The organism is Lysinibacillus sp. EB271-A1-10B (assembly GCF_058791335.1).
The window spans coordinates 94,948-108,983 of the sequence record NZ_JBYTDL010000001.1 but is presented as its reverse complement, the minus strand read 5'-3'; the positions used below and the strand labels follow the sequence as shown (position 1 = coordinate 108,983).

Sequence of the window (14,036 nt, the reverse complement as noted above, 5' to 3'; positions counted from 1 at the left end):
AATCGGTTTAATGAGCAATACAGACTTTCCAATTGTCGCTTTTTTGGCCTTTTGGAAGTTCGATAAATCACTGACTGGCTTGAAAAAACTGGAAATGATAAGACGGATACGGTTTCTTTCACTTCGCTTTCGTCGCAGAGCAAAGATTTCCGCAGAGATAGCGAGTAGTCTGGAATGGAAATCATCCCACGTTTTGCAAAGGAGCCATAGTTATTTATAATGGCGCCTTTATTTCAATGACAAAGCAATTTTTTAACTGTAATTATCAGTCTTTTTAGATTGTTTTGATATATAAGAAATGAAAATAGTCTATTTCCTTCTCGTCGAGCATAAAATGACCTATCGACAATAACTTGAGGTCCAAAAGGGGGACATGAGTTGTTGAGCGTAAACACTATTCGCGAAACGGGGAGGAATAATTGTGGATTCATTAAAAGTATCATCACGCTCTAATCCAAATTCAGTTGCAGGTGCATTAGTCGCGGTAATCAGAGAAAAAGGGCAAGCAGAAATGCAGGCAGTTGGGGCAGGTGCACTTAACCAAGCCGTGAAAGCAGTGGCCATTGCACGCGGATTTGTAGCGCCAAGTGGCACAGATTTAATTTGCGCACCGGCGTTTGCCGATATTTTAATTGCTGGTGAGGAACGTACAGCCTTAAAGCTTCTTGTGGAAAAACGTATTCGATAAAAAAGTAATGAAGTAAAATGCCTTGCACATAATAAGCTGCAAGGCATTTTTTTCGTTTATATAGACAATAAGGATATCAGGAAGAGAATCCCTCATGCTCTACATACTAACATGTTAAATGTCACTTGAATTCAGCAAGCAAATTTTTTAAACTTAATTGATTTGATAATTACAACTTTATGAACGCTATTTTCAGTCAAAGGTCTGAATTTCGCTGAAATCGCGTAATAACAATAGTGCAGACCGTTTCTTCGTGTTAAACTTATGAAGGAAAAATAATAGTATATACATTGGATCTAAGGAGTTGTTGACATGTTACATCAGCTTTCATGGAAAGTCGGTGGGCAACAAGGTGAAGGGATTGAAAGTACAGGGGAAATTTTCTCAATGGCAATGAATCGTTTAGGTTACTTCCTATACGGTTACCGTCATTTCTCTTCTCGAATTAAAGGTGGCCATACGAATAATAAAATTACAGTTCGTCCAACAGAAGTACGTTCAATTGCGGATGATTTAGATATTTTAGTAGCGTTCGATCAAGAAACAATCGACGTCAATTATAAAGAGTTAACAGAAAATGGGATTATTTTAGCGGATGCAAAATTTGATCCAGTGAAGCCAGAAGATTCAAAAGCGCCATTATTTGCGGTACCTTTTACAGAGGTAGCTGCAGAGCTAGGTACTTCGTTGATGAAAAATATGGTGGCAATCGGGGCAACAGCTTCATTGCTAAATCTAGAAGATGAAGTGTTCCAAAATGTTGTAGATGATATTTTTGGCAGAAAAGGTGAAGAAGTTGTTCAGAAAAACATGGAGGCAATTACACGCGGCCATGAATTAATGAATGAGCTTTTAGGCGATCGTGTAGGTGAATGGGCTCTAGCACCAGCAGACGGTAAACGCCGTATGTTCATGATTGGGAACGATGCAATAGCACTTGGTGCACTTGCAGCTGGGACACGCTTAATGGCAGCTTACCCAATTACACCAGCTTCTGAGATTATGGAATACCTTATTAAAAAATTACCGAATTTCGGTGGTACGGTTATTCAAACAGAAGACGAAATTGCTGCAGCGACAATGGCAATTGGGGCAAACTTTGGTGGGGTTCGTGCCTTTACAGCTTCAGCTGGTCCGGGTCTTTCATTAATGATGGAAGCAATTGGTCTTTCAGGTATGACAGAGCAGCCACTAGTAGTTGTTGACACACAACGTGGTGGTCCATCAACAGGGTTACCAACAAAACAAGAGCAATCAGATTTAATGGCGATGTTATATGGTACGCATGGTGAAATTCCTAAAGTAGTGATTGCACCTTCTACAATGGAAGAAGCATTCTTTGACACAATCCAAGCGTTTAACATTGCGGAGGAATTACAATTACCAGTTATTTTAATGACTGACTTGCAATTATCTCTAGGGAAACAATCTGTAGAGCCATTCGATTACAGTAAAATAGAAATCCGCCGTGGTAAAATTGTTACTGATGACATTGAAGAAGCAGCTGATAAAGCATACTTCAAACGTTATGAGAATACGGAAGACGGTATTTCACCGCGTGTGCTACCTGGTACATTAAACGGTATTCACCATGTAACAGGGGTTGAGCACGATGAAACAGGTAAGCCATCGGAAGCAACTGGTAACCGTCAAGTACAAATGGATAAACGTTTCCGTAAGCTAGAGGCATTGAAATTTGATAATCCAGTATTTTCAAATACGCCACATGAAGAAGCGGATATTTTATTAGTCGGCTTTAACTCAACACGTGGAGCTATTGAAGAAGTACAAGAACGATTAAATGCTCAAGGTATGAAGGTGAATCATGCACATATTCGTTTAATTCACCCATTCCCGTCTGCTGAAGTGGCACCACTTGTAGAAAAAGCGAAAAAAGTAATCGTTGTAGAAAATAACTACACAGGTCAATTAGCAAATATTATGAAGATGAATATTGGTGGTCACGATAAAATCGAGACGATCACAAAATATAATGGTACACCATTCTTGCCAGGTGAATTAGAAAATCGTGTGAAGGAGTTGACTCGTTAATGGCAACATTTAAGGATTTTCGTAATACAGTGAAACCAAACTGGTGCCCAGGCTGTGGTGACTTCTCTGTACAAGCAGCGATTCAGCGCGCCGCGGCTAACGTTGGTATTGAACCAAACGAACTAGCGGTTATCTCTGGGATCGGCTGTTCTGGTCGTATTTCAGGTTACATTAATTCTTACGGTTTCCACGGTATTCATGGCCGTGCATTACCAATTGCACAAGGTTTGAAAATGGCTAACCGTGATTTAAACGTTATTGCTTCTGGCGGTGACGGCGATGGCTTTGCGATTGGTATGGGTCATACAATCCATTCCATCCGTCGAAACATTGACATCACATACGTTGTTATGGATAACCAAATTTATGGTTTAACAAAGGGTCAAACATCTCCACGTTCTGCTGCAGGATTTATTACAAAATCTACGCCAGGTGGTGCGATTGAACCTTCACTAAAACCGTTAGAAGTCGCTTTAACTAGTGGAGCTACATTTGTGGCACAAGGCTTCTCAACAGATATTAAAGAGTTAACGGCTTTAATTGAAGCGGGCATTAATCATAAAGGCTTCTCATTCATCAACGTATTCTCACCTTGTGTTACGTATAACAAAGTGAATACGTATGATTGGTTTAAAGAAAACTTAACGAAGCTTGCTGATATCGAAGGCTATGACAATGCTGACCGTGCTATGGCAATGCGTACAGTGATGGAGCATGAAGGTTTAGTAACAGGTATTATTTATCAAGATACTGAAACAGCTTCATATCAAGAAAAAGTACCAGGCTACTCAGAGCTACCATTAACAGATATTGATATTAATATGAGCGAAAATGATTTTAATAAATTAGTGAAAGAATTTATGTAAATCAAATTTTATACAACATGATAAAAAGCATTTGGGATGACCTCATTCCAAATGCTTTTTGTGTTTTTGAAAGACTATGTAATTAAATAAAGTACGGCTCTTCTGCAAAACGAGGGGTTGATTTCCGTTCCTGCTGGGCGCTTTCCTGGGGGCGTCCGATGAGCCGCTTCACTGCGCTGCAGGGTCTCATCTGTGACGCTGATCCCCGAGGAGTCGCCCAGCCTCCAATCCAATCAACCATTTCACAAAGCATATCACTCTAATAAATAGTCATAAAACAAAAGTTCAGTAGGGGACGTCTATGCAATAGTGAAGCATTATAGCATTCTCTGATTAAATTGATTTTCAGCGTGACGATCCACAAAAATTTTTGATTTCCTTACAAAATCCTTATAATCATTTTCTACACTAAAATCATCGAAAGGAAGATGATTATGGAAGATATTATTTTACAAACAGAAAATCTTAGTAAAAGCTTTAAGGGGCAAAAAATTGTAGAGGACTTGTCGTTAACGATACCTCGCAATTCTGTTTACGGTTTACTTGGTCCGAATGGTGCAGGGAAATCAACAGCGTTAAAAATGATAACTGGGATGCTGCGCCCGAATGCAGGAAAGATACTTTTTAGTGGCCGTGAATGGAATCGTAATGATTTAAAAGACATGGGTGTATTAATTGAAACACCACCTTTATATGAAAACTTAACGGCAAGAGAAAATCTCAAGGTTCGAACGATTGCCCTCGGATTGCCACAGTCACGCATTGACGAAGTATTAAAAATTGTTGACTTAACCAATACAGGGAAAAAACGAGCAGGACAGTTTTCTTTAGGGATGAAACAACGCCTAGGAATAGCAATTGCGCTATTAAACTATCCGAAGCTTTTAATTCTTGATGAGCCAACAAATGGTCTCGACCCAATCGGCATCCAAGATCTTCGAAAACTGATTCGATCTTTTCCAGAGCAAGGGATAACAGTCATTTTATCAAGCCACATACTTTCAGAAGTAGAGCAGGTCGTTGATGAAATCGGCATCATTGCAGGAGGAAAATTAGGCTATCAGGGAGTTGCCCCACAAGGTCAGGAATTAGAATCATTATTTATGCAAGTAGTGTCAGCTAATAGAAAGGCAGGCATGTAACATGATTTCGATTATGAAGGCTGAAAGATTAAAATGGAAAAAGACTTTTATTCCTAAATTAGTTTTGCTAGCACCCATTGTGGCAATCTTACTAACTGCAGTATTAATGGGAGGAAGTTTTTTTCAAAGTGGCGCTTATAATTGGTGGTATACAATGCTCCTGCCGGGTGCACTGACGATATGTTGTGCATTGGTGATCGAAAAAGATGCTAAATTGAAATACCATAGTATTCTCGCAATGCCGATTGATCTGAAGAAGATTTGGTTTGGCAAAATACTTGCATGTAGTACCTGGTTGTTATTAATTACAATTATTTTCTTTGCTGGCATTACTGCTGGTGGAATATTATTTGGTAATAGCTATTCTTTCATTAATAGTCTTACAGGTAGTTTGTTAATTTTCGTCACGTTTTTATGGCAAATTCCTCTTTGTTTATTCCTTGCGGCAAAATTAGGAACTTATATGTCCATTTTAATAAATTTAGTTGGCAATATTGCCGGTATGATCGCACTTGCAAATGGGGAGTTTTGGTATAGTGTTCCTTACGCCATTACTGCAAGACTAATTTGTCCAACGCTAGAGATTTTACCAAATGGTCTGCCAGTGCCTGAAGGTAGCCCGTTATTAAGCATGTCGGTTATAGTTCCAGGTATATTAATTACTTTAGCATGGTTTGCTTCAATCAGCTTCCTTACTGCACGTTGGTTTCAAAGAAGGGAGGCGAAATAGTTCATGGTAATGTTAAGATTACTTAGAGCAGAGTTTCTTAAAACAAAAAGAACGCCATTTTTGCTCACGCATCTAATTGTACCTATTATTATTTCAGGGGTATTTTTAGCATACTATACTTATTCACCATGGGGTTTTAATGATAGGGTAACGGCATATCTTCAAGGAGTAACATGCGGGTTTCCAATTATTATTGGATTAGTTTGTGCAATGGCTGCGGAGCAAGAAGCAAAGGCAGGGCAGTTCCAGGGGATGCTAACAGCTACTAAAACAAAAATAGTGGTCTATTTAAGCAAGTTGCTACTGTTATTGTTATTTAGTTTTGGAGCAATATTACTGTCTTTCGGTATTTTTAGTGTTGGATTTATTGAACTTTTGCATGAAGATACTTTTGATTATCAATTTTATTTTATAGCTGGATGTATTCTATTTGTAAGCTGTGCATTTTTATATATTTTACATTTTTTTGTTAGTCTTCATTTTGGTAAAGGTGCCTCAATCGGATTAGGTATTGTAGGGTCACTAATAGTAGCCTTATTACTCACTGGATTAGGTGATGGCATTTGGTCATTTATACCTTATGGTTGGGGTGGTCACTTTGTTTCATTATGGACAATGAAAGCGTCAGGGGTTGACTTATCAATAGTGGAAGTAGGACTACAGGAAGGTATTATTGCTTCAGTATGCGGAACATTGTTCGCGTTAGTCCTTTCTTGTTTATGGTTTTGGAAATGGGAAGGAAGAAAGTCTGATAATTAGGGTATGAAGAAATGGTGAGGGTAGAAATATGGCGAAAATATTGGCAGTAGATGATGAGAAAGATATTTTAATATTGATAAAAAATGCATTACTAAAAGACGAGCATTTAGTAACGGCAGTCTCTGATGCGACCGAAGTAAGTAAAATGGATCTGGGTGCCTTCGATTTAATTTTATTGGATGTGATGATGCCCGAAATTGATGGATTTACTTTATGTGGCCAAATACGCCATGCTGTAGATTGTCCCATCCTTTTTTTAACGGCTAAATCATTGGAGGAAGATCTAATGTATGGTCTAGGTCTTGGAGCAGATGATTTTATTATCAAGCCGTTTGGAATTGGTGAGCTACGTGCAAGAGTGAATGCGCATTTGAGACGCGAAAAAAGGGAAAGACGCAGTATCCTTTTTGTAGATAATATTCATTTCAATCTTTCTGGTAAAGAGCTGTTTGTAAATGAGGAAAAGGTAATGCTGACAAAAAGCGAATATGAAATATGCGAATTTCTAGCTCGAAATCGAGGACAGGTATTTTCGAAGGAAAAGATTTATGAAACTATTTTTGGGTTTGATGGGAAGAGTGACAGCACTGCCATTACTGAGCATATTAAAAATATCCGTTCAAAGCTACATACCTTTAATGTTGACGCCATTGACACTGTTTGGGGGATTGGATATAAGTGGAGACAATGAGGTCCAATAAAGGAACACGTTTACATACTTTTTTTCTTCGATATCTCTTTTTCCTATGTATAGGCACTATTCTTTTAGTAGTACTACTATTTAGTATATTTTTATTTGCTTTTTCCGCCAATATTGTATTGCCCGCAAATTATGCAGAAATTCAGATTTCATTATCAAAGGATCGCATAACGTCTAGTAGTTCGGTTACAGCTGATATTATTCCAGACCTTGTTGACTACGCTGTTTTGTCTAAAGATGGACAATTTTTTTCAGGGAGTCTTTCAGAAAAGGAAGCTATTAAGGCATGGAATGTAATGAAAAAGGGGGAAACTTCAAGTGGCTCCCAATTTTACTCGTTTATACAGCGAGAAAATGAGATTTGTATATTACGATATTATTTAGTACCCCAGTATCGTTCAGAATTTTTAAGAAAATATTTGCCTAATCCGCAACTATTAGAACTCCTATTGTTTATTATAGGGATAGTAACATATGCAACTGTGCTTGCTATTCATTTTGGAAGAAGTTTAAAGAAAAAAATGTTTGGCTTGCAGGAAGCGATTGAAAAAATACAAAATCAAAATTTGGATTTTACAATAAATACTTCAGGAATTCGTGAGATAGATGAAATATCCATTTCTCTTGAGCATATGAGGGAGGCATTAAACAGTTCTTTAAAACAGCAATGGGAATCAGAACAGGCACGTAGAGAGCAAATCTCTGCTCTTGCTCATGATCTGAAAACACCACTTACGATTATTAGAGGAAATGCAGAGCTTCTACAAGATACTGATCAAGATGATATTCAAAAAGAATATAATAATTATATTTTGAAAAATACAATAGAAATAGAAAAATTCACGAAAGAGCTGATCGATTTATCGAAAATGGAGAAAAGTATCGTTCGTGAAAAAATGAATGTTAAAACGGATGTATTTATGACAGAAGTAGAGCATCAAATGAGAGCTCTTTCGTTGGAAAAAAAACTTCAAGTAGTTGTCCGAAAGGAAATGCTTCCCACGCTCATATGGATCGATGAAGAGCAGTTCTATCGAGCGATGATAAATGTTATTGCTAATGCGGTAGAGCACACACCTGAAAATGGTAAGATATTATTAACCGTGCAAAGTGCTAATGATGTGATTCAATTTACCGTTACCGATAGCGGCTGTGGATTTTCTCCGAAGGATTTAAAAGAAGCTACCAAACAGTTTTATCGCGGAGACCCAAGCAGAAATGCAGGAAATCACCATGGGATGGGGCTTTATATTGCCCAATCAATTGTTCAGAGTCATAGTGGGGCACTGCAAATTGATAATGATTTAGCAGCAGGTGGAGGAAAAGTGACCATAACAATCCCAAACAATTTCTTCTTGAAGTAATTGTTTTACTGTCACTTTGCTTTTGGAAAGATAAACAAAATTATTCAAAATGCGGGTAATTATTTTTCTGATAGAAGGATCCTTTTGTTTATGCCTATTCTGGTATGGAACGGAAATTAGAGTCTGCTAATGAAGTTCATTAATATTATATTAGATAAAATGTATACAAGTTGATCTTCGTTATGGCTGGGCGACTCCTTGGGGATCAGCGGTAGAGGAACGAAGGCTAAAACCATCACATCCTGTGATAACGCCTTCGTGACCAACATCCTGTTGCCCCAAGCGGCTCATCGGACGCCCCCAGGAAGCTTTGCTCTGTGCGAAAGCGAAGCGTCAGCGTCAAAGCGCCCAACCGGAACGGAAATCAATTCCACGCTATAATGGTGACCTTTAAATTAATAAATATCTTGAGAAAAGAGTGATTTTGGCAAATTTGCTAATATCATTCTTTTTGTTTTTGGAAAAAGGAAGAAATGGGGAGCGCGTTCAGGCAATAATATTCTAAAAAATGCTACAATAAAAGAAAAAAGAAGAGGCGATGATGCACGTGGATAACGTCATTGATTTTATTGCAAAGAAAAGAGAGCGCGAAGAAAGGCAGCGCGCGCAGGATTTAGAAAAGTATGTTGCGACACAATGTAATTTCCATCAACCAGAAAATATTGATGCACTTGTTGAAGGAAAAATGATTGAAGTCAAAGATCATACGTTGTTTTTAGGTTTTCTCTCAATATTAAAAGATGAAAAAATTGATCCACTTGATATTTTTCAAGACGTATTTACATTAGAACCTTCCCGCTTTGAGATGTCCTATAATATGAGATGGTGGTCAGTCGTACAGCTTGCATTTACATTTTTAACAATTTTAAAGGAAAACGAGCCACATACATATGCAGATTTTCTTGGTTTATAAAATTAATCTAGAGTGTGTGCACGTCTTGAAAAGCTACATTAACGTGCGCATACAGAACTAGATTCCTTCTTATTCCCCCAAAATAACCCCCTTAAATAATTGTACAACGACGTTGCATATTGCAGATTTTTTATACACGATTGAGTGACAACATCACGTTAGCCCAGAGCCTCTGGCATGAATGAAAAATATAGACTCATAGTGTTATTAGTATTAAGTTCAGAATAGAACGCATACAAATGATTAAATTCATTTTTAATATGAGAGGCGAGTAAAATTGTCAAAAACAGTTGATCAACCCTTTTTACCAGTTATTATACAATCAGGTCAATATGCATATGGGGTAGCCCGTTCCTTCTATGAGGCGTATCGTATGAAAAGTCTTGTATTAGAGCCTTCAATGAAAACAAAAGGTATTCGAACGCTTCTACTAGGTGGGGCGCTAGGAATAGCGACTCAAAATAGTGATATCCTGGATTTTCAATATGTGGACCGTTTAGATGAACCAGATTATTTTGTACAGGCTTTAATAGAAGTAGCGAAGCAGTTCAAACATAAAAAATTAATCCTTCTTGTATGTGATTGTTATTATGCGGAGCTGATCATTACTAATAAACAGACATTACAACATTATTTTATTTTGCCTTATATAGATGAGGGTTTAATGAAGAGGGTTCAAACAAAGGAAGAATTTTATAAGCAATGTGATTTATATAATTTAAAATATCCCCAAACGATCGTATTGACAAAGGAACATCATGTAACAAGTGAAATACCCTTCGATTATCCAATAATAATCAAGCCATCGAATTTCGTTGAATATTCGCGTTGTTCCTTCCCTGAGAAGAAAAAAGTATTTCTTGTAAAAAATGAAGAAGAGAAGCGGCATATTATTAAAAGCATTTATCGCTCTTCCTATAAAGATTCTTTAATTCTTCAAGAGTTTATTCCAGGTGATGATTCTTATATTCGGGTATTAGACGTTTACGTAGGAAAGGACAGGAAGGTTAAACTGATGTGTTTAGGGAACAAGCTCCTTGAAGATCCATCACCACAAAATATTGGAATCTCCTTGGCGATTATGACAGACTTCGATAAACAGCTTATGGACAACTTGCGCTATTTTTTGGAGGGCATTGGCTATAGTGGTTTTGCAAATTTTGATATGAAACTAGATGTTCGTGACGGGGAATTTAAAATATTTGAAATGAACTTACGATCGGGTGCTTCAAGCTATTACGTGACAGCAAGTGGTCATAATTTAATGCAATGTGTTGCTAATGATTATGTATTCAATGTACATCAAGAGCTAACGTATGTACAGACGAGGCATTTATGGTCACTCATTCCAAAAAGATTGTTATTCAAAGGCTTGAAAAATGTAAAACTGAAAATAGAAGCTAAGCAATTAATAAAACAGGACAAGTATTCGAATGCTCTATATTTTAGAGAGGATATGAACATAAAGCGTTGGGTAAAGCTTAAACTATATAATTTTTATTTAAATCTAAAATATAAAAAGTACTACAAATAAGGCCAAGATAATTTGGAGTTCTAAAAGAAGCAAAGCGGTGGTGGAAAAATTCTGCAAACTACGTGTAATTAAGTCTAAACCGCGACATTTAGTACACAAGCCTTGTAGGATGTTGCAATTATTCAGTATAATAGTAAAACGGGATTTCAAATGTATGGAATTCGTTTGAAAGGAGTTACCTGATTGCAATGAATGAAGAACAACGCTTAGCTAATCAACAAGTCAATCAACCAAAAAAAGAAGACAAGCCTGAAAAGGATTATAGTAAATATTTTGAAACGGTCTTTACGGCACCTTCATTAAAAGATGCTAAAAAACGTGGGAAAGAAGATGTTAAGTACCATAAGGACTTTAACATTGCAGAAGAGTTTGCAGGTATGGGAACAGGGCGTACTTTCTATATTCGTACGTATGGCTGTCAAATGAATGAGCATGATACAGAAGTTATGGCTGGGATTTTTATGCAGCTAGGATATACGCCTACAGATATAATTGATGAAGCTGACGTCGTATTACTGAATACGTGTGCCATCCGTGAAAATGCAGAAAATAAAGTATTTGGAGAACTTGGCTTCCTGTTAAAATATAAACGTAAAAATCCAGAAATGTTAATCGGGGTTTGTGGCTGTATGTCACAGGAAGAATCCGTGGTCAATAAAATATTAAGAAGTTATCCGCATGTCGATATGGTGTTTGGTACACATAATATTCACCGTTTACCGAACATTTTAAAAGAAGCATATATGTCTAAGGAAATGGTCATTGAGGTTTGGTCTAAAGAAGGCGATGTAATTGAAAATCTGCCGAAAAAACGTCTTGGTTCCATCAAAGCTTGGGTAAATATTATGTACGGCTGTGATAAATTCTGTACGTATTGTATTGTACCTTATACACGTGGTAAGGAACGTAGTCGCCGTCCAGAAGAAATCATTGCTGAAGTTCGTGAACTAGCGGCTGCGGGTTATAAAGAAATTATGCTTTTAGGACAAAATGTCAACGCTTACGGTAAGGATTTTGAGGATATTGAATATCGACTTGGTGATTTAATGGATGAATTACGAAAAATCGATATCCCACGTATTCGATTTACAACGAGTCATCCACGTGACTTCGATGATCATTTAATCGAAGTACTTACAAAACGTGGTAACTTAGTGGAGCATATTCACTTACCAGTACAATCTGGTTCAAATGATGTGCTAAAAATTATGGCGCGTAAATATACACGTGAGCATTTCCTTGGATTAGTAGCGAAAATTAAAGCGGCTATTCCGGAAGTAACACTAACGACTGATATTATCGTAGGTTATCCTAATGAAACTGAAGAACAATTTGAGGAGACATTATCCTTGTACCGTGAAGTAGGTTTTGAAATGGCCTTTACTTATATTTATTCTCCTCGTGAGGGTACACCTGCTGCCAAAATGGTGGATAATGTACCTGAAGAAGTGAAAAAAGAACGTCTTCACCGATTAAATGCGGTAGTAGGGGAATACTCTCGCAAAGCATTAGAGAGCTTGAAGGGTGAAATAGTAGAAGTATTAGTCGAAGGAACGAGTAAAAAACGTGATGATGTGTTAGCTGGCTACACGCGTAAAAACCGTCTTGTAAACTTTAAAGCCCCAGCAGATCTAATTGGTCAATTAGTGAAAGTAAAAATAGTTGAAGCTACTTCATATTCACTGAGTGGTGAATTCGTAGAAGTAGTAAAAAATGAAAAGGTGGAAGCGTAAATGACACAAGTATTATATACAAAAGAAGATTTAATCAAGAAGTCACATGAAATTGCGCATATGATTGCCAATACGCCAGAAGTAGAATTTTTCAAAAAGGCAGAAGCACAAATCAATGAAAACCAACAAGTACGTGAACGTATTGCAAGTTTAAAAAGCCTACAAAAGCAAGCTGTTAACTTCCAACACTTAGGAAAAGAAAAAGCACTTAAATTAATTGAAGATAAAATCGGAAAAATCGAAGAAGAAATCAACGCAATCCCAGTAGTTCAACAATTTAAAGAATCTCAAGGGGATGTAAATGATTTATTACAACTAGTGTCAAACACAATTGCAAACAATGTTACAAATGAGATTGTTCGTTCAACAGGTGGGGATTTACTTCGTGGAGAAACTGGCTCATACGTAGCAAATACAACACCAGGCAGCTGCTCATAAAAATAATTGAAGAAATAGCTCGAATGAATGCTTTCATTCGAGCTTTACTATTGTTAAAAAACTATTGTGTCAATGAAATGAAGATGCCTGTCGCTCTTCGTTTTATAATCATAAATTAAAGTGAAATGCCAGAAGAGACATACAATGTGAAATAGTTGATCTTCGTTACGGCTGGGCGACTCCAGGAATGCACCCAGCTGGAACGGAAATCAACCCCTCGATTTGCTGAAGAGACATACAATATAAGCAACAATTACGGCTAGGCTTCAATTTTCATAGATATTGGCGTGTTTCTGACAACATACTATGTAAAATGAATTTAATCCTTAATTCGATTCTATAAAAATATATGTTCACCCAATAGGCGCTACCTGCATATGATGGAGTGAAAAGAGTCGAAGGAGGAATTGCGCTGAAACGTTTACGACAAATCGTGACGAGAGCAGTAGTTGCCAAAGGGAAGAAGAGAACAGAAGAACGTGTAACATTATGTCCATCAAATAAGCCGACAAGCATTCTCGGTTGCTGGGTTATTAATCATACTTGCTCCGCGAAAAAAGTCGGTAAATTTGTAGAAGTATCAGGGAAGTTTGATGTCAATGTATGGTATGCCTATAGTAATCATTCGAAAACAGCAGTGTTTTCTGAAACGGTGCACTATAAAGACAAAGTGAAGCTTTCATTTAGAGAAGGTGAAGTAAGTGTTGGTGATGATGTACGTGTACGTGTCATTCAAGAGCCAAACTGCATAGAGGCAATCATTTCTCCATGCGGTACGAAATTTGAAATCTTAGTAGAACGTGAAGTCGTTGTAGAGGTAATGGGAGAAACGACGATTTGTATTAGTGTACATCCACTAGATTTCGAAGAGGAATGGAACTTTGATGATGAGAGCTCATCCTCGTCTTCATCTAGTTCGAGCTCAAGTTCAAGCTCAAGCTCATCTTCTTCGTCTAGCTCTAGTGGAGAAGGCAGGTATGTTTTAGAGTCTTCATCGTTTCCTGATGAACGACAAAGATAATAGTAAAGAACATATTTCTTTTATACATGCGAAGCGCTAGCATCTTAAAAAAGGTGATTGAAGCGTTTCGCATGTATCTTTTGTTATAATAAAAAT

At 37.3% G+C, this 14,036-nt stretch carries 13 protein-coding genes; all 13 read left to right on the top strand.

From position 1 onward, the window contains the following. Positions 1–421: 421 nt before the first annotated feature. The 13 genes from AC3WSK_RS00560 (at position 422) to cotE (ending at position 13,940) form a co-directional block, all read left to right on the top strand. Positions 422–688 (top strand): stage V sporulation protein S, encoded by a 267-nt coding sequence (locus tag AC3WSK_RS00560; RefSeq protein WP_004224903.1) that lies wholly within the window; start codon positions 422–424, stop codon positions 686–688. A gap of 312 nt (positions 689–1,000) precedes the next feature. Continuing rightward, positions 1,001–2,740, top strand: a complete 1,740-nt coding sequence (locus AC3WSK_RS00555) for a 2-oxoacid:acceptor oxidoreductase subunit alpha (protein WP_079560539.1) — start codon at positions 1,001–1,003, stop codon at positions 2,738–2,740. Next, entirely contained in the window at positions 2,740–3,606 is an 867-nt protein-coding gene (locus AC3WSK_RS00550) for a 2-oxoacid:ferredoxin oxidoreductase subunit beta (protein WP_079560540.1), read from the top strand. Before AC3WSK_RS00555 ends, AC3WSK_RS00550 begins: the two co-directional genes overlap by 1 nt. Positions 3,607–4,040: 434 nt before the next feature. Beyond that, positions 4,041–4,748, top strand: a complete 708-nt coding sequence (locus tag AC3WSK_RS00545; protein WP_079560541.1) for a lantibiotic protection ABC transporter ATP-binding protein — start codon at positions 4,041–4,043, stop codon at positions 4,746–4,748. A gap of 1 nt (position 4,749) precedes the next feature. Next, complete coding sequence (locus AC3WSK_RS00540) at positions 4,750–5,478, top strand: lantibiotic immunity ABC transporter MutE/EpiE family permease subunit (protein ID WP_492411414.1); 729 nt, start codon at positions 4,750–4,752, stop codon at positions 5,476–5,478. Positions 5,479–5,481: 3 nt separating this feature from the next. Continuing rightward, positions 5,482–6,237: a lantibiotic immunity ABC transporter MutG family permease subunit gene (locus tag AC3WSK_RS00535; RefSeq protein WP_492411412.1), complete on the top strand. Its 756-nt coding sequence runs from the start codon at positions 5,482–5,484 to the stop codon at positions 6,235–6,237. A 28-nt stretch (positions 6,238–6,265) separates the two neighbouring features. Beyond that, on the top strand, positions 6,266–6,928 hold the full coding sequence (locus tag AC3WSK_RS00530; RefSeq protein ID WP_492411411.1) for a response regulator transcription factor: 663 nt from the start codon (positions 6,266–6,268) through the stop codon (positions 6,926–6,928). Then, positions 6,925–8,301, top strand: a complete 1,377-nt coding sequence (locus AC3WSK_RS00525; protein WP_492411955.1) for a sensor histidine kinase — start codon at positions 6,925–6,927, stop codon at positions 8,299–8,301. Before AC3WSK_RS00530 ends, AC3WSK_RS00525 begins: the two co-directional genes overlap by 4 nt. 541 nt (positions 8,302–8,842) lie before the next feature. After that, positions 8,843–9,214: an ELKS/Rab6-interacting/CAST family protein gene (locus AC3WSK_RS00520; protein ID WP_240518225.1), complete on the top strand. Its 372-nt coding sequence runs from the start codon at positions 8,843–8,845 to the stop codon at positions 9,212–9,214. A gap of 277 nt (positions 9,215–9,491) precedes the next feature. Continuing rightward, a complete protein-coding gene (locus AC3WSK_RS00515) occupies positions 9,492–10,748 on the top strand; it encodes a carboxylate--amine ligase (RefSeq protein WP_079560546.1) in 1,257 nt (418 codons plus the stop codon). A gap of 188 nt (positions 10,749–10,936) precedes the next feature. Beyond that, the gene (miaB, locus tag AC3WSK_RS00510; protein WP_427482640.1) at positions 10,937–12,481 is read left to right on the top strand and encodes a tRNA (N6-isopentenyl adenosine(37)-C2)-methylthiotransferase MiaB; all 1,545 of its coding nucleotides are present in this window, start codon (positions 10,937–10,939) and stop codon (positions 12,479–12,481) included. Then, positions 12,482–12,919 (top strand): YlbF/YmcA family competence regulator, encoded by a 438-nt coding sequence (locus AC3WSK_RS00505; RefSeq protein WP_079560550.1) that lies wholly within the window; start codon positions 12,482–12,484, stop codon positions 12,917–12,919. It begins immediately after the preceding gene. A gap of 385 nt (positions 12,920–13,304) precedes the next feature. Beyond that, on the top strand, positions 13,305–13,940 hold the full coding sequence (gene cotE, locus AC3WSK_RS00500) for an outer spore coat protein CotE (RefSeq protein WP_427482641.1): 636 nt from the start codon (positions 13,305–13,307) through the stop codon (positions 13,938–13,940). Positions 13,941–14,036: the final 96 nt, after the last annotated feature.

Bases quoted from the DNA above. Each gene is read 5' to 3' on its own strand.
- AC3WSK_RS00555 (WP_079560539.1), top strand. From the start codon at position 1,001: ATGTTACATCAGCTTTCATGGAAAGTCGGTGGGCAACAAGGTGAAGGG.
- AC3WSK_RS00550 (WP_079560540.1), top strand. From the start codon at position 2,740: ATGGCAACATTTAAGGATTTTCGTAATACAGTGAAACCAAACTGGTGC.
- AC3WSK_RS00545 (WP_079560541.1), top strand. From the start codon at position 4,041: ATGGAAGATATTATTTTACAAACAGAAAATCTTAGTAAAAGCTTTAAG.
- AC3WSK_RS00540 (WP_492411414.1), top strand. From the start codon at position 4,750: ATGATTTCGATTATGAAGGCTGAAAGATTAAAATGGAAAAAGACTTTT.
- AC3WSK_RS00535 (WP_492411412.1), top strand. From the start codon at position 5,482: ATGGTAATGTTAAGATTACTTAGAGCAGAGTTTCTTAAAACAAAAAGA.
- AC3WSK_RS00530 (WP_492411411.1), top strand. From the start codon at position 6,266: ATGGCGAAAATATTGGCAGTAGATGATGAGAAAGATATTTTAATATTG.
- AC3WSK_RS00525 (WP_492411955.1), top strand. From the start codon at position 6,925: ATGAGGTCCAATAAAGGAACACGTTTACATACTTTTTTTCTTCGATAT.
- AC3WSK_RS00520 (WP_240518225.1), top strand. From the start codon at position 8,843: ATGCACGTGGATAACGTCATTGATTTTATTGCAAAGAAAAGAGAGCGC.
- miaB (WP_427482640.1), top strand. From the start codon at position 10,937: ATGAATGAAGAACAACGCTTAGCTAATCAACAAGTCAATCAACCAAAA.
- AC3WSK_RS00505 (WP_079560550.1), top strand. From the start codon at position 12,482: ATGACACAAGTATTATATACAAAAGAAGATTTAATCAAGAAGTCACAT.